Source organism: Pseudomonas sp. FR229a, from assembly GCF_030209115.1.
In the GTDB taxonomy this organism is placed as follows: Bacteria; Pseudomonadota; Gammaproteobacteria; order Pseudomonadales; family Pseudomonadaceae; genus Aquipseudomonas; species Aquipseudomonas moraviensis_A.
Window position 1 is genome coordinate 179,496 of the sequence record NZ_JARVSP010000009.1, and the last position, 20,760, is coordinate 200,255.

Here is a 20,760-nt window from a genome sequence, read left to right on the forward strand (position 1 = left end):
TACGTTCCCCTGTAGGAGTGAGCCTGCTCGCGATGGCTGTTTCAGCGGCTCAAATACATCCGCGTCGTTAGCAGATATACCGGCAGTCCGGAAACCAGAATCAACAACGCCGCATACGGCGCCGCTGCCGCAAACTCGACATTCGCCGTGTGCGCCCAGACCTCTGTTGCCAGCGTATTCAGTCCAGTCGGACTGAGCAGCAACGTCGCCGTCAATTCCTTCATCGCATCGAGAAACACCAGCGCAAACGCCGCGCCCAGTGCCGGGAAAATGATCGGCAGGGTCACCCGGCAAAACGCCGTGAACGACGACGCGCCCAGCGTACGCGCTGCTTCTTCCAGCTGCGGTGCAGCCTTGTTCAGCGCGGTACGGATCGGCGCTTGCGCCAGTGGCAGGAACAGCAGCGCATAGGCGATCAGCAACAAGCCCGACGTCTGATACAGCGCCGGCACGTAATGCAGGGCGAAATACACCAGCGTCAACGCAATCACCAGTCCCGGCAGCGCGTGCAGCAGATAAGGCAAGCGTTCGGCCCAGATTGCCAATTGGCCTTTATAGCGCACCACCAGCAGTCCGACCGGAACCGCCAGCAGCAGGCACAACGCCGCGCCGCCCAGTGACAATGCCAGCGACGACAATAACGCCTCGCTGATCGCTGCTACCGGGAACGCTGCTGACGAACCGACCGCCAGCCAGTACGCCAACATTCCCAACGGAATTCCGCTGCCGATGATCGCCAGCAACAGGCAATACACCTGACCGAGCGCAGCCCACGGCCCAAGCTTTACTTGTTCGGCCTGTCGGGCTGCGCCCTGGCCGGTGCGCACATGCCGGCCCTTGCCGCGCACGCGCAACTCCAGCCACAACAAGAGCAGACACAGCGCCAGCAACACCGCAGAAAGCATTGCGGCATTGGCGTTGCTGAATTCCAGTTCGAATTGCTGGTAGATCGCCGTGGTAAACGTCTGCAGGCCGATGATCGACAGCGCGCCGAACTCCACCAGCATGTGCAGGGCAATCAGCAACGAGCCGGCCAGCAGCGATGGCCACAGCAGCGGCAGGGTGACGCGGAAAAACACGCCCCAGCGATTCTGCCCCAGCGTGCGAGCGGACTCTTCGAGAGAGGGATCGAGATTGCGCAGGGTCGCCGCGACTGGCAGAAAGATCAGCGGGTACTTCGACAGGCTCATCACCAGAATCGCGCCGCCGATGCCTTCGAACTGCGCACTCAGCGACACCCAGGTGAAGCTGCTGACGAATGCCGGCACTGCAAACGGCAGGCACAGGATCACGCCCCACAGGCGTCGACCTGGCAGATTGCTGCGTTCCAGCAGCCATGCCAGCGACAGGCCGATCACGCCGCAGGTGATCGTCACGCCGATCATCAGTGCCAAAGTATTGCGCAACAGGCCAAACACATACGGGCGCCACAACAAGTGCAACGCCTCGGCCCAGCCGGCCTGCCAGGCTTTCACTCCGACGTAGGCCAGGGGCAACAGGCTTAATACCACCAGTAGCAGAACCGGCAGCACCAGCCAGATCGACGGCCGTTTGCGTCTTGGCACATAACCCCCGCGCGCGGCGGGGGCCGATAACGATGCTGCCATCAGTTCAGGCCAACTTCGCGTTCCAGCTCCAGGGCTTCTTCAGCATTGCCCAGATCCGCCGGAGTGACGTTCGGCGCTTCCAGTTCGCTGAATGGCTTGAGGCCGCGATCCGATTCCATGCCTTTGTGCAGCGGGTATTCGGCGGTGGTTTGGGTGATCACGCGCTGGCCTTCTTCGCTGGCCATGAACGCGAGGAATTGCTGGGCTTCTTTTGGATGTTTGCTGGATTTGAGAACCGCAGCGCTGGACACGGTGATCAAGCCGCCAGCGTCGCCGCCGGTGAAATAATGCAGTTTGGAGTCGAGCTTGCCTTTCTCGCGCTGCAGGGCGAACCAGTAATAATTGTTCACCAGCACCGTGGCGACTTCGCCGTTCTCCACGGCTTTGAGCGCGACCATGTTGTTGCTGTAGGTCTTGCCGAACGCGCGCAGACCGGTCAGCCATTCTTCGGCAGCGTCGCGACCGTGCAGTTTGATGATCGCAACGGCCTGCTCCTGGAAGGCGCCGCTGGTCGGAACGAAACCGACTTTGCCCTGCCATTGTGGCTCGGAGAACTCCATGACCGATTTCGGCAGGTCTTTTTCATCGATCAGTTTCGGGTTGAACGCTACCACGCGCACCCGGGCGGTAACACCGATCCAGGTGCCATTGGCGGCGACATATTTTTCCGGCAGAACCGCCAGTGTGGCGTCATCGGCCTTGGCCAGCAGGCCCTGTTCGCCGAGGTTGTTCAGCGGCGGCGACTCTTCGGTGTAGATTACGTCGGCGGGGGAGCGATCGCCTTCTTCGATGATCTGGCTGGCGAGCTGATTGCTGCTGCCTTTGCGCACGTTGACGTGAATGCCAGTCTTGGCCTCGAAAGCCTTGGCAATCGCATCGCCGACTTCCTTGTGCTGGCCGTTGTAGAGGGTCAGGGAAACCGCATCGGCAGCCTGGGTGAGGGGAGTGGCGAGCGCCAGGCCGAGGAGGGTGAAGGTCAGGCCTCGGCGCAGGGTATTTCGAAACGTCATTCGCAGGGTTCCTCACTGTCGCATTGCAAAAACTTGCAACAATGATAAACGATATTGTTTCTCAAGTGCGCCTTGTGCGGGACAAGGGGATCGGGTAGACCTGCGGAAATTCAGGGAGCCAGAAACGCAAAAACCCGCTTTCGCGGGTTTTTGGGAAATCCAAGGCCTGAACCTTGGATTTGAATTGGTGCCCAGAAGAAGACTCGAACTTCCACGACCGTAAGGTCACCAGCACCTGAAGCTGGCGTGTCTACCAATTTCACCATCTGGGCAATCATCGCAAGCGTTGCCGCTGTTGATGTGGCGCACTATACGGAGGCCTTTTTGATCTGTAAACCCCTGATTTGGTTTTAATAAATCAGTGTGAACAAAAGCTTTCCCGCAAATGCAAAAAACCCGCTTTCGCGGGTTTTGTGTGAGTCTTGAAACTGATCTAGTCTCAAACTCGAAATTGGTGCCCAGGAGAAGACTCGAACTTCCACGACCGTAAGGTCACCAGCACCTGAAGCTGGCGTGTCTACCAATTTCACCACCTGGGCATCATCGAAAGCGCTTGTGCGTCGTCGATGGCGCGCACTATACGGAGCGTCTTTTTAACTGTAAACCCCTGCTGCAGAAAAAACTGAATTTTTTTACCAGCGGCGTTCAAAAGCGTATCTGCGCGTCGATACAGGGCCTTGTAAGGCCTTATAGAGTCGGAAATTTCCCGTTTCCCGGCGCCTATGCCAAACTAACCCGCATATAGACAAGGTGAAAACTCTCTAATGGCCGATTGGCAGTCCCTCGATCCCGAGGCCGCTCGTGAAGCGGAAAAATACGAAAACCCTATTCCCAGCCGCGAACTGATCCTGGCGCACCTCGCCGATCGGGGTTCGCCTGCTGCCCGCGAGCAACTGGTCGAAGAGTTTGGTCTGACCACAGAAGACCAGATCGAGGCCCTGCGCCGCCGCTTGCGCGCTATGGAGCGCGACGCTCAATTGATCTACACCCGCCGCGGCACTTACGCGCCGGTGGACAAGCTCGACCTGATCCTCGGCCGCATCAGCGGTCACCGTGACGGCTTCGGCTTCCTCGTGCCGGACGACGGCAGCGACGACCTGTTCATGAGCCCGGCGCAAATGCGCCTGGTGTTCGACGGTGACCGCGCACTGGCGCGGGTTTCCGGGCTCGACCGGCGTGGTCGCCGCGAAGGCGTGATCGTCGAAGTGGTATCCCGCGCTCATGAAACGATCGTCGGCCGCTACTTCGAAGAAGGCGGCATCGGTTTCGTCGTTGCCGACAATCCGAAGATCCAGCAGGAAGTGCTCGTCACCCCGGGCCGCAATGCCAACGCGCAGATCGGTCAGTTCGTCGAGGTGAAGATCACCCACTGGCCAACGCCGCGCTTCCAGCCTCAGGGCGATGTGGTCGAAGTGGTCGGCAACTACATGGCGCCGGGCATGGAAATCGATGTTGCCCTGCGCACTTACGACATTCCGCACGTCTGGCCTGAAGCCGTTCTGAAGGAAGCCGGCAAGCTCAAGCCGGAAGTCGAAGAGAAGGACAAAGAGAAGCGCATCGACCTGCGCCATTTGCCGTTCGTCACCATTGACGGCGAAGATGCCCGCGACTTCGACGACGCGGTCTACTGCGAAGCCAAACCGGGCAAACTGCGTCTGTTCTCCGGTGGCTGGAAGTTGTACGTGGCGATTGCCGACGTTTCCAGTTATGTGAAGATCGGCTCGGCGCTGGATAACGAGGCTCAGGTTCGCGGCAACTCGGTGTATTTCCCCGAGCGCGTGATCCCGATGCTGCCGGAACAGCTGTCCAACGGCCTGTGCTCGCTGAACCCGCAGGTCGATCGTCTGGCCATGGTCTGCGAGATGACCATCTCCAAGTCCGGCGAAATGACCGACTACTGCTTTTATGAGGCAGTGATCCATTCGCACGCCCGTCTGACCTACAACAAGGTCAGCGCGATGCTGGAAACGCCGAAAGCTACCGAAGCGCGCAAATTGCGTGGCGAATACACCGACGTCGTGCCGCACCTCAAGCAGCTCTACGCGTTGTACAAAGTATTGCTGGCTGCCCGTCATGTGCGTGGCGCGATCGATTTCGAGACCCAGGAAACCCGGATCATCTTCGGCTCGGAGCGCAAGATTGCCGAAATCCGTCCGACCGTGCGCAACGATGCGCACAAGCTGATCGAGGAATGCATGCTGGCGGCCAACGTCGCCACCGCCGAATTCCTCAAGAAGCACGAAATTCCTGCGTTGTATCGCGTTCACGCCGGCCCGCCGCCAGAGCGTCTGGAAAAGCTGCGCGCTTTCCTGGGTGAGCTCGGCCTGTCCCTGCACAAGGGCAAGGACGGTCCGTCGCCGAAGGATTACCAGGCCCTGCTGGCCAGCATCAAGGATCGTCCGGATTTCCATTTGATCCAGACCGTGATGCTGCGTTCCTTGAGCCAGGCGGTGTACAGCGCTGAAAATGACGGTCACTTCGGCCTGAATTACGAAGCCTATACCCACTTCACCTCGCCGATCCGTCGTTACCCGGACCTGCTCACGCACCGCGCGATCCGTAGCGTGATCCATTCCAAACACGACACCCCGCACGTTCGTCGTGCCGGTGCGATGACCATTCCCAAGGCGCGCATCTATCCGTACGACGAAGCGGCGCTGGAGCAACTCGGCGAGCAGTGCTCGATGAGCGAACGCCGCGCCGACGAAGCGACCCGCGACGTGGTGAACTGGCTCAAGTGCGAGTTCATGAAGGATCGCGTCGGCGAGTCGTTCCCGGGCGTGATCACCGCTGTGACCGGTTTTGGCCTGTTCGTCGAATTGACCGACATCTACGTCGAAGGTCTGGTGCACGTCACCGCGCTGCCGGGCGATTACTACCATTTCGATCCAGTGCATCACCGCTTGGCGGGCGAGCGTACCGGTCGCAGTTTCCGTCTTGGCGACACCGTTGAAGTGCGGGTCATGCGCGTTGATCTCGACGAACGCAAGATCGACTTCGAGATGGCGGAAAAAACCATCAGCGCGCCGATCGGTCGCAAGAAACGTGGCGCCGAAACTGCTGCGCCTGCTGCCAAGGCTTCGGAAGAAAAGGCTCCAGCGAAAACCGCCAGCCGTCGTCCGGCCAAGGAAAAGGTTGCCGAAGCCTATCGCCCGAGCGATGCCGTGGCGAAAAACGCCGAGCTGCGCAAAAGCCGTGAATTGAAGAAGGCCTTGCTGGCCGATGCGAAAAACGGTGGTAAAGCGGCGTCCGGGGGAAAGACCGGGCGGTCGGCGTCTGACAGGGCGACCGACGGCAAGCCAGCCAAGCCGAGCAAACACCGTAAGGGCCCGCCAAAAGCGGGTTCCGCTCCAGCCAAAAGCGGCGGGGCGCGTAAACCGAAGGCGAAGTCATGAGTCAGTTGGAAAAAATCTACGGCGTTCACGCGGTAGAAGCGTTGCTGCGTCACCACCCCAAACGCGTCAAGCAGATCTGGCTGGCGGAAAGCCGCAACGATCCGCGCGTGCAGACGCTGGTCGAACTGGCCAACGAAAACCGTGTGCAGGTCGGCCAGGCCGAGCGTCGCGAAATGGACGCCTGGGTTGAGGGCGTGCATCAGGGTGTGGTCGCGGAAGTCAGTCCGAGCCAGGTCTGGGGCGAGGCAATGCTCGACGAGTTGCTCGATCGTACTGAAGGCGCGCCGCTGTTGCTGGTACTCGACGGCGTGACCGATCCGCACAACCTCGGCGCCTGCCTGCGTTCGGCCGATGCGGCCGGGGCGCTGGCGGTGATCGTGCCGAAAGACAAGTCGGCCACGTTGACCCCGGTTGTGCGTAAAGTCGCCTGCGGAGCAGCGGAAGTGATTCCATTGGTGGCCGTGACCAACCTGGCACGCACGCTGGAAAAGCTTCAGCAGCGCGGCCTCTGGGTAGTCGGCACGGCCGGTGAAGCCGAGGTCAGCATTTATGACCAGGACCTGACCGGCCCGACCATCCTGATCATGGGCGCCGAAGGCAAAGGCATGCGTCGCCTGACCCGTGAGCATTGCGACTATCTGGTAAACCTGCCGATGGCCGGCAGCGTCAGCAGCCTCAACGTCTCGGTCGCCACCGGCGTGTGCCTGTTCGAGGCCCAGCGCCAGCGCGGGGCGAAGGCCAAGGCTGCCGCGAAAAAATAAGCTTCACGCAATCAATTGTAGGAGTGAGCCTGCTCGCGATAGCGGAGTTACATTCAGCACATAAGTTGAATGTTGCACCCTCATCGCGAGCAGGCTCACTCCTACATTGCTTTGCGCCAAGGCGAAGATCGGTGGTTGTTCAAATAATCACCAATTGCCTTGCGCCCCCGCAGTCCCTTCTCTACAATTGCGCCCCTTGCTGTGACGGCAGGCACGCATGTGCCCCGCGCCAGCAAGTCCATAAGTGTCATTCACTCCTTGTCTGACCGTTTTTGAGCGGCAGGCTACAACCCGTAAGGAGCATTCATGCGTCATTACGAAATCATCTTTCTGGTCCACCCGGATCAGAGCGAGCAAGTCGGCGGCATGGTTGAGCGTTACACCAAGCTGATCGAAGAAGACGGCGGCAAAATCCACCGTCTGGAAGACTGGGGCCGTCGTCAACTGGCCTACGCAATCAACAATGTTCACAAGGCTCACTACGTGATGCTGAACGTTGAGTGCACTGGCAAGGCCCTGGCCGAGCTGGAAGACAACTTCCGCTACAACGATGCAGTGATCCGTAACCTGGTCATCCGTCGCGACGAAGCCGTTACCGGCCAGTCCGAGATGCTCAAGGCTGAAGAAAACCGCAGTGAGCGCCGTGAGCGTCGCGACCGTCCTGAGCACGAAGGCGCCGAAGGCACCGACAGTGATGACAGCGACAACAGCGATAACGCTGACGAGTAATCCACGGACCTTATTAAGGAGCCTATCAAATGGCACGTTTCTTCCGTCGTCGTAAATTCTGCCGCTTCACCGCTGAAGACGTGAAAGAGATCGATTACAAAGATCTCAACACTCTGAAAGCCTACGTATCCGAGACCGGCAAAATCGTTCCAAGCCGCATCACCGGTACCAAAGCTCGTTATCAGCGTCAGCTGGCCACCGCTATCAAGCGCGCCCGCTTCCTGGCCCTGCTGGCCTACACCGACAGCCACGGCCGCTGAGACCGGGCAGTCGACAAGTAGCAAAGGATTGAATGCATGCGCGCCTTAGCTGAGTTCATCATGCGAGGCCGAATGCAGGCCACTCTCGTGGTGGCCGGATGTGCAACATTGCCGTTGTTGTATTGGTTGGGTGCTGCCGCCGGGAGCCTTGTGCTGCTGCGGCGCGGATTGGCGGACGCCCTTGGCGTTCTGTCCCTGGGACTGCTGCCAGCCTTGATCTGGTGGCTGTATGCCGACGACCCACGGGCACTTCTGGTGCTGCTGGGGTCTGCGGTGCTTGCGTTGGTTTTGCGCGCAAGCGAATCCTGGGTCCGTACGCTGCTGGTCAGCGTAGTGATCGGAGTGGTGTTTTCAGTGGTGCTCGGGGTCGCGTTTGCGGCCCAGATCGAGATGCTCGCACAGGCCCTTATAAAGGTCATGCCGGCGCTTCTCGGTGAGACCTACAAGCAATTGTCGGTCGATGAGCAAGCGCGTTTCGCGTCCCTGATTGCACCGGTCCTGACCGGACTGATTGCGGCCTTGTTGCAGATCGTCAGCGTGCTGAGCCTGATTGTCGGGCGGCATTGGCAGGCGTTGTTGTACAACCCGGGTGGTTTCGGTCGCGAGTTTCGCGCCATCCGCATCCCGCTGGGGCCGGCGATGTTACTGCTGGCGTTGATGCTTCTGGGCCCGAATCTCGGTGCACAGATGGCCATGTTGACGCCGTTGTGCAGTGTACCGCTGGTGTTCGCCGGGCTGGCCCTGATTCATGGGCTGGTCGGGCAGAAGCGACTGGCCGGTTTCTGGCTGGTGGGGTTGTACGTCACGCTGCTGTTGTTCATGCAGCTGATCTATCCGTTGCTCGTGGTTCTGGCCATTGTCGACAGCCTGATTGATTTTCGCGGTCGTCACGTGTCGAAAGACACCGACAGCGCGAACGGTGAAGGTTAAAAGTTAGAGGATTTTCACATGCAACTGATCCTTCTGGAAAAAATCGCCAACCTGGGCAACCTGGGCGACAAAGTAAACGTTAAGGCCGGTTACGGCCGTAACTACCTGCTGCCTTTCGGCAAGGCTACCGCTGCGACCGCTGCCAACCTGGCTGCGTTCGAAGAGCGTCGCGCCGAGCTGGAAAAAGCTGCCGCAGACCGTAAGGCATCGGCTGAAAGCCGTGCTGCCCAACTGGCCGAGCTGGAAGTGACCATCACTGCCACCGCTGGCGACGAAGGCAAGCTGTTCGGTTCGATCGGTACTCACGACATCGCTGACGCACTGACCGCTTCCGGCGTTGAAGTGCAGAAGAGCGAAGTTCGTCTGCCGAACGGCACCATCCGCAACGTGGGTGAATTCGACGTGGCCGTGCACCTGCACGCCGAAGTTGAAGCCACCGTACGCGTTGTCGTGGTAGCAGCTTAAGCAACATCGATCGGCTGGCGGCTTGTCCGTCAGACGGTTAACATCGGGCACGATCCTGTTTACAGGTCGTGCCCTTTGTCTTTCTGAATTCCCCGCTTTTCACTAATACTCAAGTGGCCATGAACGATATCTCCGCTCCCGAGCAATACGATCTGCAAACCGCTGCCCTGAAGGTGCCGCCGCATTCCATCGAGGCCGAACAGGCCGTACTCGGTGGTCTGATGCTGGACAACAACGCCTGGGAACGCGTGCTCGATCAAGTCTCCGACGGCGATTTCTATCGACATGACCACCGCCTGATCTTCCGTGCCATCGCCAAACTGGCCGATCAGAACTCGCCGATCGACGTCGTGACCCTTGCCGAGCAATTGGACAAGGAAGGTCAGACGTCGCAAGTCGGCGGCCTCGGCTATCTTGGCGAACTGGCGAAAAACACGCCGTCCGTCGCCAACATCAAGGCCTATGCGCAGATCGTCCGCCAGCGTGCGACGTTGCGCCAACTGATCGGGATCAGCACCGAGATCGCCGACAGCGCCTTCAACCCGGAAGGCCGTACTGCCGAAGAAATCCTCGACGAAGCCGAACGGCAGATCTTCCAGATCGCCGAAGCGCGGCCGAAGACCGGCGGCCCGGTCGGCGTCAACGAGCTGCTGACCAAGGCCATCGACCGCATCGATACCCTGTTCAACACCGCAGACGCGATCACCGGCCTGTCCACCGGCTACACGGATCTCGACGAGAAAACCAGCGGCTTGCAGCCGTCCGACCTGATTATCGTCGCCGGCCGTCCGTCGATGGGTAAGACCACCTTCGCAATGAACCTGGTGGAAAACGCCGTGTTGCGCAGCGAGAAAGCGGTGCTGGTCTACTCCCTCGAGATGCCAGGCGAATCGCTGATCATGCGTATGCTGTCGTCGCTCGGCCGGATCGACCAGACCAAGGTGCGTTCCGGTCAGCTCGAAGACGATGACTGGCCGCGCCTGACTTCGGCCGTCAACCTGCTCAACGATCGCAAACTGTTCATCGATGACACCGCGGGTATCAGTCCTTCGGAAATGCGGGCGCGAACCCGGCGCCTGGTGCGTGAGCATGGCGACGTCGGTCTGATCATGATCGACTACCTGCAACTGATGCAGATCCCCGGGTCCAGCGGTGACAACCGAACCAACGAGATCTCCGAGATTTCGCGATCGCTGAAAGCGCTGGCCAAGGAATTCAACTGCCCGGTAGTCGCCCTGTCGCAGCTCAACCGTTCCCTTGAACAACGTCCCAACAAGCGCCCGGTGAACTCCGACTTGCGGGAATCCGGAGCGATCGAGCAGGACGCCGACGTGATCATGTTCGTTTACCGTGACGAGGTGTATCACCCGGAAACCGAGCACAAGGGCATCGCCGAAATCATCATCGGCAAGCAGCGTAACGGTCCGATCGGGTTCATTCGGCTGGCGTTCATCGGCAAGTACACGCGTTTTGAAAACCTTGCGCCTGGCAGCTACAACTTCGACGACGACGAGTGACAGCAGGCCGAAATCGATCGGCCCGCTGTCACGCTGCACCGCTTACCCAGTCGCGCCGCTTGGTCCCGGACTTTCATCCGCAGGCGTGCCGTCGACAGCAGGTGCCTCGATGGTCGCTCGGGGCTGCAGTTCCTTGCGCGTCAGCGTTTGAATCAAAGTCGCTTCGACAATCGCCAGCTGCGCCGTCACATCATCGGTTTTTGATCTGTATTGAGCGTCGGTCAGCAGGCGTTGCGCTGACTGGCTGTCCAGCATCTCTTGCCGATCCTGAAACGGCTGGCGGCTCGCATCGAATTGCGCCTGGTATTTGTGAACGATGAAGTCCTGCCAGAAATCCATCGATACCAGCGCCTGAAATTCTTCAGGCGAACCGTCCAGCGCAATGACCTTTTTATAAGCCACCTCCAGCATGGCCGGAGTCACCCCGGCCATGCCGATAAAAGTGAGGGATTGCGGTTGAAACGGTAATTGCAGCCGATCCTTGAGGCCAAAGCGATAAGCCATGGTCATTTCATGGGGATCGCGGATGCGCAGGCTGTGGCTGTTTCGCAGCTCCGGGGATGTTGCCGGATTGTCGATGATTGCCTTGCTCGACGCGATCTCTGCTGCCGCAATCTCGTCAACGTGCTTCAAACGAAACAATCCTTTGGACAATTCCACCAATGGCCCGCCCTGCAGGTCCTGTCTGGCCTGCACGCGAGCCTTGTGCGTCATGGCCAGCACCTGCAGGTCGGTGAACGTCGCTGCGGCGAGGTCAGTGCAACCGGCTTCGCATGCGCGAGCGAACAGCTCCCTGCGCAAGGTTCGCGACTGTTGATTATCTTGGCTGATGACATCGATCACGTCCCAGGCCTGGCGCCGGAAATCGGCGTGGTGAACGCGGCTTGCCAGGATGTTGAAGAAGCCGTCCGAGCCTTCATGTTCGCGCAATGTGCGCCATTGCGCATTTCTGCGGGAGACTTCATCGACGGTTAATCCCGCGGTCCATTGGGGGTCCGGTTCCATGTTGTTTCTTGTAATGGGGCGCCGGGTAACGGTGACAGACGTCGAGATCAGGTTGGATCTTCGGTTCAGTGGCGTTCTCGCCAGCCTCAGTCGCTCGCCGTAGGCTTGCAACTGCAGGCGGCTGGCGTCAGACAACGGGTTATTGCTCACCAGCGTGCCACTGTTGACCTGAACCGAATGCGCCAGGCGCTCGACGGCCACTGGGGTGACAAACTCAGGAATCGTGGTGATCTGATTGTCGCTCAGATCGATTCTGGTCAGCCTGGGTTGATCGAACAGGCCGGTCGGCCACTGTGAGATTCCGGTATTCGCCAGACTGGCTTCACGCATATCGGGGATCTGGCTGAAGTCCGGTAGCACGCCAAGATGCGGATTATTGTCTATCCAGAGTGCTCTGAGGGTAGTGCGTTCGGCCAGTATTTGCGCCGTTTCCGCGTTGAGTTCAAGTTGGTTGTTCTGCAAGAACAGCCGCGTCATCCCATGCATTTCGCCCACGGCCGGCGGTAAGTCCCCCAGCCCGTTGCTCGACATGTCGAGCCAGCGCACATGACGAAAGCGGGTGAGGAAACCTTCCGGAGACGCCGTCAGGCTCATTCCTCTCAACCGCAGTGAGCCAACGTGACTGAAGTCCATGCTCAGATCCGGCAGCGTCGGCAAGGTCAGGCCGCTCAAGTCAAGTTCCAGGCCAATTGGCGAGCCATCAAAGGCGTGCACCTGCGCCGTTTCACGCCGCCAGCAACTGATGATTCGATCTCGCGCGGTGGTGCGGTCATTGCGGGTCATGGCGTTGATTTGCAGTTCATTGGCACGCACGTAATGCTGCCTGTTGCCAGCGCCGGAAAACACCCAATCGTCGAGCTGGCCTTTCAGCTGTTCGAACTCTTGTTCCAGCGCGAGCAAGCGCGGGGCAACGGTGCCTCGGTCATGATTCCAGATGAATTCTCTGCACTCTTTAATGGTTTTGGCCGGATACAGAGTTCGATAGCGTTGCGCCCTCGAGTTTTCGCTATCGAACACGGCGGGGTGGGCGGGCTCCATCAGTTCGGGGTGAGATTCTTTGAGGCGCTTCCAGTAGCTGTCGAATTTTCGCCAGTACGCAGCCGGAAAGTCGTTGCCTTCTAGCCGCGTGACATTGTTGATTCGCGCGACAACGGACAGCGTCTCGGGTGTCGGGTTGAGGTTCGCCTGGGGAACCTCGCTCAAGCGATTGTCGCGCAGGTCCAGGCTGGTCAAGCCGGTTTTATCCAGCAGCCCGACCGGCCACTGATTGAGGCCGGTGTTTTTCAGGTTCAAGACCTGCAAGCCGGGCATGGCGCTGAAGTCGGGCACTGTACGCAGTTGGTTGTTGGACAGATCGATGTGTTTCAACTGATGCGATGCACTCACTGCCGAAGCGCTTTGCTCATCCAGCTTTATCCGGTTTGAACTCAGGTTCAGATGGCTGAGTTTGTCCAGCTCGGCAATCCTGGCGGGTAATTTTTCAAGGCCTGAGTGGACGATGGTCAGGCTTTGCAGATTGGGGCAGTTGGACAGCAGAGTAGTGGCCGTGTCCGACCAGATCACCGAGTCGAGTTCGAGGGTTCTGACGTGACTGAAGTCCACGGTCAGCAACGGCAGCGGGCCGTACATCGGTGGCAGTTTCAGCACGCCATCCGAGTCGCCGAGCCAGCAGCCTCTGATGATTCTCGCCAGGCGCGTTGCGTTGATCCTGTCCGGCCCCATGACGCTGGCCGGGCCGGGTTGACTGTCGGCTATATAGGCTTGCAGTTGCGTTTCCAGCAGTTCGAAACCGGCAATCCGTTGGGCTATCCGAGTCTCGGCGCCATCACCCAGGCCAATCAGATACTCCCTGGCGGCTTGCACATCCTTGTCCGGGTACATGCGTCGTACCATCGCTAATTCAGGAATTTCCCCATCCAGTCTGAACGCATCTGCACGAGAGTCAGTGCGCATCGATGGAAAATCGTTCGCCACACGCCGCCAGTACACTTCGAGGGTTCGCCAATAGCCGGCGGGGAAGGGGTTGCCTTCAATCAGGGTGACCGAGTTGATACGGGCGCTGGCCAAGAATTGATCGCTGGGCGGATTGAGGATCGCCTGGGGAATTTCGCGCAGTTGGTTGTTGCGCAGGTCGACCACCTGCAGTGCCCCCTGCTCGCGCAGACCGCTCGGCCAGCTCTGCAGTCCGGCGTTGCTCAGGTTCAATGACCGCAGTTGCGACATGCCGCTGAAGTCCGGCGTTTTTCCGAGCGGGTTACCCGATAGATCCAGTTGTTCGAGCTGGTGGAGCGCGCCGAGTTCTATCGCCGTTTGCTCACTCAGCTCGATGTGATTGGAATTCAGCTCCAGGGTTTTGAGACCGGACATCTTCGCAATGCCGGCGGGCAGCTTATCCAGAGAGGAGTGGGTCACCGAGAGTTTTTCGAGGTTGGGAAAACTGCCGAGGAAGGTGTTGGCGCTGTCAGTCCAGGCAAGCGCTTTCAACTCCAGCGTGCGTACATGGCTGAAATCGGCAGTCAGTGGGGCGAGGATTGCATCCCCCAGGTCAAGTTTCAGCGTCTCCCCGGTCTGGCGCTTCCAGCAGCGTTTGATTTCTTCGACCGCATGCTCCACCGCGGGGTGCACAGGGTCGGTGGCGGACTCTGGGGAAGTCTTCTTGATCCAGGCAGCGAGTTCTGCCTTGAGCAACGTGTATTCATTCTCGCGCTGGCTCAGAAAGCTGCTGACGTTTTCCCCCTTCGAGCGCAGAAGTCGAGTGATTCCCTCGCTGTCGAGTGCCGGAAAGAGCTTTCGTGCACGCGACTCAGGGGTACGCAAACGATTGACCGCCGTGGCAAGCCGTTGCAACAGGCCTGGGTGCGCGGGGGCGCCCGACTCGCTACGGAACATGCCGCCGGCACCGCCGACCTCGGTTCCCAGCCAGCCTTCGCGGGCATCGAAAATAATCGGTTCCGACCGCCCCGGACGCGTGGCGATATACGTATTGGCGCTGTCGCGGGCAACCGGATCCTGCGCACGGACGATACGCATCACCGTCGTCGACGGGGTTGACGCATCAACGTCGTGCAGCACTTGATAGCTGTGGTTGTCGATCACCGCATACAGTTTGCCGTTGAACCGGTGCAGACCATCGTTGCCGCTTTGCAAGCCGCTGAAGTCCAGCGGTGTACGGAATGCCTCCAGGCGGGTGGCCGACAACGCGATACCGATCGGTTCGAATTGTTCCAGCACATGCCAGACACCTGAACTGGAGTCGCGCAGCAGCACCGGGCCCGAGGGGCTGGACTCGCTGGGCCGTCTGGCTCTGTACAGTCCCGTTTCCGGATCCTTGCCGACCAGTACGACGCCACCGGGCACGTCGACGTACTGGCGGCCCTTGTGCGTTCTCAAACCGTCAACGTTGCGATCCGACAAGCCGCTGGCCGCGGGCACCCAGTAGTGCTCCAGGGACTGGCTTGCCCCATGCGCATTATCAATGGGCGACCCGGGCTGATGAACCGTGACGCCTGGTGCCGGCTCGATCGCGTCGATATCGGCTGGCGTTGGCAAGCGGCCCGGTCGTGATGACTGCCCACCGGGTATCGAGATCTCTGAAGCTGTGCGCAGTGGCAGGTCGAGACGCGGGGTGTCCACGTCTGGCACAGCGTTTTGCCGAACCGGGGGGTTGCCGGAACTGTTTCCTCTGGGAGGCGATTTAACGGGCATGTCTTTCTATCCTTGCAGGGTTTGCGCATCAGCCCGACTGAACGGGAACTGATGGCAGGGTCGGCGTCATTGCCTGATGGATGGTGTTGTCCTGAGTCCTTCACTCAGCCCTGGCGGGCACAGCAGCCGGGTTGGCCAGTGCAAATATTTTGCTCGCGGTCTTGCCATCGAAGGTCTGGCGCCAGATCGCCACGTGCGGCAAGCCGGCCTGTTCGTCGCGGCGCTGAGCGTCGATGCCGCGTCGGCTCTGTTCTAGGGTTTTAAGGTGGCCGCCCCGTGTGGTGAAACTCAGGGGCGGGGCGTCGCGCTGGTCATAGTGGAAATGTGCCTCCCACAGCGGTGCGTCATTGGCGCGATCAGTGATCGAATAAACGTCGAGAAACGACTTGCCCTTGCCTTTGCCCAACTGCTTGCGATCAACGGTTTTGCTCACGCTGACTTCGTCGGCATCCATCAGATAATTCAAACGCATGATGTCGAGCACGTCGCTGTTCTTGTACATGCGCACAAGAACGCTTCGGCCATGAGCTTCCAGTAACTTGGCAGCGGTTCGCAAACGCGCAGCCAGGTCGAGGATTTCGCGGTCACCGGGCGCGTCCTCATGGCCTTCCAGGCGTCTCGCCTGCTCGTTCATACGCTCGGTTTCTTTGCTCAGGTCTTCGACAATCTCGCTCGGATTGGCTTTTCTCGTTTCATCCACCCTGGCCTTGGCAACGTGTTGTTCGACATCGGTCAGTAACCGTTTCGCCTCGGCGACCAGATGGGGTCTTGGGGTGCTGGCGATAGGCGGTCGCACTGGCAACCATTCACCCTGTCTTTTTTCATAGCGGGCGGAGGGAGAGCCTGGGCGCAACGGGTCTGGAACCCTGACGATGACATTGCCGTCCTGAGCGGTTTCCGTTTCGCCGACCAGAACCCGGTAGGTGCCGTGTTGGCGGACCCGGAAAACTTTTCTCGGTGTCAGGGGGCGGGGACTTTCGGAAGGGTCGGGCTGCGCTGGCAGGAAATCGAAATCGATATCGTGGTCGATGTCGGGCAGTTCCCGATCGCGGCCGATCGATTCCAGAATGCCGCTGAGCCTGTTTTCGATCCGCGTCTCAAGTGGATCAATCAGATTGAGGATTTCCCTGAGATACCCGGCCTTCACAGCATCGGTGTCAGCGTTGGCGACCAGTTGCATTGCAAATCGGGACCTGTCCGCCCTGATCTGGTCAAGGCTCAAGAGCAGCGCCATCGGGTGCTCGTGTTGCGGAATGTTTTTCAGGTCTCCGGTGACCAGGTCGACACAGGAAAGCGATGGCATGGTGGTATTGGGCGAATGGTCTGGCGTGCCCGCATAAAGGTGTACGTAAAGGGTCAGCTTGTTGAAGTTGATGCGCTCGGCCGACGGTACTTGCTGCCTGATTTCTTCGAGTATCGGCTCCGCTCCAGGCGCGGCTTTTCTGATTTCTGCCAACACCACTTCACGTTCTTCGATAAACCTCAGTTTCTTGTTCAAGTGAGGAATGATCTTTTTGCAACTGTCGGCATCCAGCCTGGAAATCGTAGGCTTGACCCTCAGGTCCATGACCGCCATGAGCCGGTTGAGGAATTCGCCGCGTTCTATGCGGAAGGTGTGCAGTTCCTCCTTGAACAACCCGCCGGCTTTTGCAAGGACCAGCCATTTCCTGTTGAGCACCAGCGATTCCACGAAATCCGCCTGCTTTTGCACATGCTTGAGCAGGTGCACTTCAAGGCTCAGCAATTTTGCGTTTCGCTCTGCGCTGCCCTCTGGCAGTTTCCGGGTTTCTTCCCAGAGGGTGTTATGACGTGCCGACGAGTTGGTCAAATCGGTGTGGGCCTTGTGAAAAGGCTCATACATCTGCATCAGCGTATCTTTACTCAAGCGCGCAATCTCTGCGTCCTGAATGACTTTCTTCAGGTCTGGCAGGTGATAGACCCAGCGACTGCCGTCATCGCGCCTGACCGGCCGCGTCTCGGCGCTGCGGCTGGCCCGGTAGATGTTTGCGCTGTCGGCTGCCACGGGGTCTTTCTGGTTGACGATACGCCAGGCTTTTTGTGTCGCAGTGGAGGCGCTCACATCGTGCATGACCTGATAAACGTGATTGTGCAGGGTCAGGTATAGCCGACCCTCATGGCGCACCAACCCGTCGCTGTCGACCTTGGCGTCGGTGATAGGCACAGGCGTGTGAAACGTCTGCAGGTGAGTGTCGGCCAAGGTAACGGCGTCACCGTCGTTGAGCGAATGCCACAGTCCGCTGCCAGTGTCACGCAGCATGAGCGGACCCGAGGCAACCCGCTCGGCGGCGAGTTGGGCGCGGTAGAGGCCGGTCTGCGGATCGACTCCGACCAACACGATGCCGCCATCCGCGACATCGACGTATTCGCGTCCTTTGTACGTCCTCAAGCCCTCGGTATTGGCGAGGGACAAGCGTTCAGGAGCCGGGATTCGATAGCGCTCCAGCGATTGTGGCCCTGTGGCGCCCCTTTCTACCGAGCCCGTAGTCGCATGCGCGATGACGACTGGAGATTGTCTTGTCAGCTCAGGGCCGGCTGTGCCGTGAGTGCCGAGCGGCCGCACCGGAGGAGGGGTGGACAGGGACGGTTCAGGCTGCGTCCGTGGCGCTCGCCCGCTATGGCCTGGCTGCGGCGAATCCGGGCTGGTCGGAGGATTGACTTTGATGCTGCCCTTGGCGGGCTGTTTGGGTGACATTGCTTCATCCTTGAAGGGTTGTCACATCAGTCGGCACAGATGCTCGACTAATGGATGTTGTATTGGAGCGCTGATTTTTTTCACTGTGACGGGCTGTCAGGCGGGCTCGACGTGGTTGTAAGAGAAACCGACCATTGCCGTCGGAATTGGTTAATTTTTGTGCTATATTCCGCGCCCGCGATTTTTCACTTCAACACCGGTCGTCGACATGCAAGCAGCCAAGCCGTTATTTGACTATCCAAAATATTGGGCCGAATGTTTCGGGCCAGCGCCATTCCTGCCGATGAGCAGGGAGGAGATGGATCAGCTTGGCTGGGATTCGTGTGACATCATCATTGTTACCGGAGATGCCTACGTCGATCATCCGTCGTTCGGCATGGCAATCATCGGCCGGCTGCTGGAGTCGCAAGGCTTCCGCGTCGGGATCATCGCGCAGCCGAACTGGCAGTCCAAAGACGACTTCATGAAGCTCGGCGAGCCGAACCTGTTCTTCGGCGTCGCGGCGGGCAACATGGACTCGATGATCAACCGCTACACCGCGGACAAGAAAATCCGCTCCGATGACGCGTACACGCCCGGCGGCATGGCCGGCAAGCGTCCGGATCGCGCGAGCCTGGTCTACAGCCAGCGCTGCAAGGAAGCCTACAAGCACGTGCCGATCGTGCTCGGCGGCATCGAAGCCTCGCTGCGCCGCATCGCCCACTACGACTATTGGCAGGATCGCGTGCGCAACTCGATCCTGATCGACGCCAGCGCCGACATTCTGCTGTACGGCAACGCCGAGCGGGCCATCGTTGAAGTCGCCCAGCGGCTGTCGTGGGGTCACAAGATCGAAGACATCACCGATGTCCGCGGCACTGCGTTCATCCGTCGCGACACGCCGCAGGGCTGGTACGAAGTCGACTCCACGCGCATCGACCGTCCGGGCAAGGTCGACAAGATCATCAACCCGTACGTCAACACACAAGACACCCAGGCCTGCGCCATCGAGCAGGAAAAAGGCCCGGTCGAAGATCCGCAGGAAGCCAAGGTTGTGCAGATCCTCGCCAGCCCGCGCATGACCCGCGACAAGACCGTGATCCGCCTGCCGTCGATGGAGAAGGTGCGAAACGACCCGGTTCTGTACGCCCACGCCAACCGCGTGCTGCATTTGGAAACCAACCCGGGCAACGCCCGTGCGCTGGTGCAGAAGCATGGCGAGGTCGATGTCTGGTTCAACCCGCCGCCGATTCCGATGACCACCGAAGAAATGGACTACGTGTTCGGCATGCCGTACGCCCGGGTGCCGCACCCGGCGTACGGCAAGGAAAAGATCCCCGCCTACGACATGATCCGTTTCTCGGTGAACATCATGCGTGGCTGCTTTGGCGGCTGCACCTTCTGCTCGATCACCGAGCACGAAGGGCGGATCATCCAGAACCGTTCCGAAGAGTCGATCATTCGCGAAATCGAAGAGATCCGCGACAAGGTCCCGGGCTTCACCGGCGTCATTTCCGACCTCGGCGGCCCGACCGCGAACATGTACCGCATCGCCTGCAAGAGCCCGGAAATCGAATCCGCGTGCCGCAAGCCTTCCTGCGTGTTCCCCGGCATCTGCCCGAACCTGAACACCGACCACTCGTCGCTGATCCAGCTGTACCGCAGCGCCCGTGCATTGCCGGGTGTGAAGAAGATTCTGATCGCCTCCGGCCTGCGTTACGACCTCGCCGTCGAGTCGCCGGAGTACGTCAAGGAGCTGGTGACCCACCACGTCGGCGGTTACCTGAAGATCGCCCCGGAACACACCGAGGAAGGCCCGCTCAACCAGATGATGAAACCGGGCATCGGCAGCTATGACAAGTTCAAGCGCATGTTCGAGAAGTACACCAAGGAAGCGGGCAAGGAGCAGTACCTGATTCCGTACTTCATCGCCGCCCACCCGGGCACCACCGACGAAGACATGATGAACCTCGCGCTGTGGCTCAAGGGCAACGGCTTCCGCGCCGACCAGGTGCAGGCGTTCTACCCGTCGCCGATGGCCACCGCCACGGCGATGTACCACTCGGGCAAGAACCCGCTGCGCAAGGTCACCTACAAGAGCGACGGCGTGACCATCGTCAAGAGCGAAGAGCAGCGTCGCCTGCACAAGGCGTTCTTGCGTTACCACGATCCGAAAGGCTGGCCGATGCTGCGTGAAGCGTTGGTGCGCATGGGCCGCGCCGATCTGATCGGTTCGGGCAAGGATCAGTTGATTCCGGCGCATCAGCCGACGACCGACAGCTACCAGAGCGCCCGTCGCAAGAACTCGACGCCGGCCGGCAGCCACAAGGTCGCCAAAGAGAAGACCACCAAGATCCTCACCCAGCACACCGGCCTGCCGCCGCGTGCCAGTGATGGCGGTAATCCGTGGGACAAGCGTGAACAGGCCAAGGCTGCGGCATTTGCCCGCAACCAGCAGGCGGCCAAGGAGCGCAAGGATGCGGCGAAGGGCAAAGGACCGAAGCCGACGCGCAAGCCGGTCGTGCCGCGCTAAATACTGCTTAAGCTGAACAGAACGCCAACCTTCGGGTTGGCGTTTTGCATTTCTGTCGTTGGATTTATTCAGGCCCCAAGATCCATCCCCCTCACCTGATCTGGCTTAATGATTCTGGACACTCCTAAAGGGCGGTAATCTACGCCCATAG

Annotated in this window: 12 protein-coding genes and 2 tRNA genes; 8 read left to right on the plus strand and 6 right to left on the minus strand. The window is 59.7% G+C overall.

The window, feature by feature from the left end; all coding sequences use genetic code 11:
- Nucleotides 1–41: 41 nt before the first annotated feature.
- The 4 genes from QRN33_RS09765 to QRN33_RS09780 all read right to left on the minus strand — a co-directional run bounded on the left by QRN33_RS09765 (nt 42) and on the right by QRN33_RS09780 (nt 3,156).
- A complete protein-coding gene (locus QRN33_RS09765) occupies nt 42–1,607 on the minus strand; it encodes an ABC transporter permease (RefSeq protein WP_285408283.1) in 1,566 nt (521 codons plus the stop codon).
- The gene (locus QRN33_RS09770; protein WP_016771941.1) at nt 1,607–2,617 is read right to left on the minus strand and encodes an extracellular solute-binding protein; all 1,011 of its coding nucleotides are present in this window, start codon (nt 2,615–2,617) and stop codon (nt 1,607–1,609) included. Before QRN33_RS09770 ends, QRN33_RS09765 begins: the two co-directional genes overlap by 1 nt.
- A 185-nt stretch (nt 2,618–2,802) precedes the next feature.
- Nucleotides 2,803–2,889 (minus strand) — tRNA-Leu (locus QRN33_RS09775).
- Between the two features lie 180 nt (nt 2,890–3,069).
- A tRNA-Leu gene (locus tag QRN33_RS09780) sits at nt 3,070–3,156 on the minus strand.
- 225 nt (nt 3,157–3,381) lie between these two features.
- On the opposite strand from QRN33_RS09780, the gene rnr reads away from it, so the two are divergent.
- From rnr to dnaB, 7 genes are all read left to right on the plus strand, one after another.
- Complete coding sequence (rnr, locus tag QRN33_RS09785; protein WP_285408284.1) at nt 3,382–6,012, plus strand: ribonuclease R; 2,631 nt, start codon at nt 3,382–3,384, stop codon at nt 6,010–6,012.
- Nucleotides 6,009–6,773, plus strand: coding sequence for a 23S rRNA (guanosine(2251)-2'-O)-methyltransferase RlmB (rlmB, locus tag QRN33_RS09790; protein WP_024011372.1), 765 nt, complete (start codon nt 6,009–6,011; stop codon nt 6,771–6,773). Before rnr ends, rlmB begins: the two co-directional genes overlap by 4 nt.
- 306 nt (nt 6,774–7,079) lie before the next feature.
- Complete coding sequence (rpsF, locus tag QRN33_RS09795; protein WP_016771938.1) at nt 7,080–7,502, plus strand: 30S ribosomal protein S6; 423 nt, start codon at nt 7,080–7,082, stop codon at nt 7,500–7,502.
- A gap of 29 nt (nt 7,503–7,531) precedes the next feature.
- A complete protein-coding gene (rpsR, locus tag QRN33_RS09800) occupies nt 7,532–7,762 on the plus strand; it encodes a 30S ribosomal protein S18 (RefSeq protein WP_002551829.1) in 231 nt (76 codons plus the stop codon).
- Between the two features lie 36 nt (nt 7,763–7,798).
- Nucleotides 7,799–8,692, plus strand: coding sequence for a hypothetical protein (locus QRN33_RS09805; protein ID WP_042608968.1), 894 nt, complete (start codon nt 7,799–7,801; stop codon nt 8,690–8,692).
- 18 nt (nt 8,693–8,710) lie between these two features.
- Nucleotides 8,711–9,157: a 50S ribosomal protein L9 gene (gene rplI, locus QRN33_RS09810; RefSeq protein WP_003221136.1), complete on the plus strand. Its 447-nt coding sequence runs from the start codon at nt 8,711–8,713 to the stop codon at nt 9,155–9,157.
- A 119-nt stretch (nt 9,158–9,276) separates the two neighbouring features.
- Entirely contained in the window at nt 9,277–10,674 is a 1,398-nt protein-coding gene (gene dnaB / locus QRN33_RS09815) for a replicative DNA helicase (RefSeq protein WP_016771936.1), read from the plus strand.
- A gap of 42 nt (nt 10,675–10,716) precedes the next feature.
- On the opposite strand, the gene QRN33_RS09820 is transcribed toward dnaB, so the two are convergent.
- Both QRN33_RS09820 and QRN33_RS09825 read right to left on the minus strand, forming a co-directional pair.
- Nucleotides 10,717–15,111: an NEL-type E3 ubiquitin ligase domain-containing protein gene (locus QRN33_RS09820; RefSeq protein WP_285408285.1), complete on the minus strand. Its 4,395-nt coding sequence runs from the start codon at nt 15,109–15,111 to the stop codon at nt 10,717–10,719.
- 373 nt (nt 15,112–15,484) lie between these two features.
- Nucleotides 15,485–18,097 (minus strand): hypothetical protein, encoded by a 2,613-nt coding sequence (locus QRN33_RS09825; RefSeq protein WP_285408286.1) that lies wholly within the window; start codon nt 18,095–18,097, stop codon nt 15,485–15,487.
- A gap of 208 nt (nt 18,098–18,305) precedes the next feature.
- Between QRN33_RS09825 and QRN33_RS09830 the strand changes: the two genes are divergently transcribed.
- Nucleotides 18,306–20,609, plus strand: a complete 2,304-nt coding sequence (locus QRN33_RS09830; RefSeq protein ID WP_064363086.1) for a YgiQ family radical SAM protein — start codon at nt 18,306–18,308, stop codon at nt 20,607–20,609.
- Nucleotides 20,610–20,760: the final 151 nt, after the last annotated feature.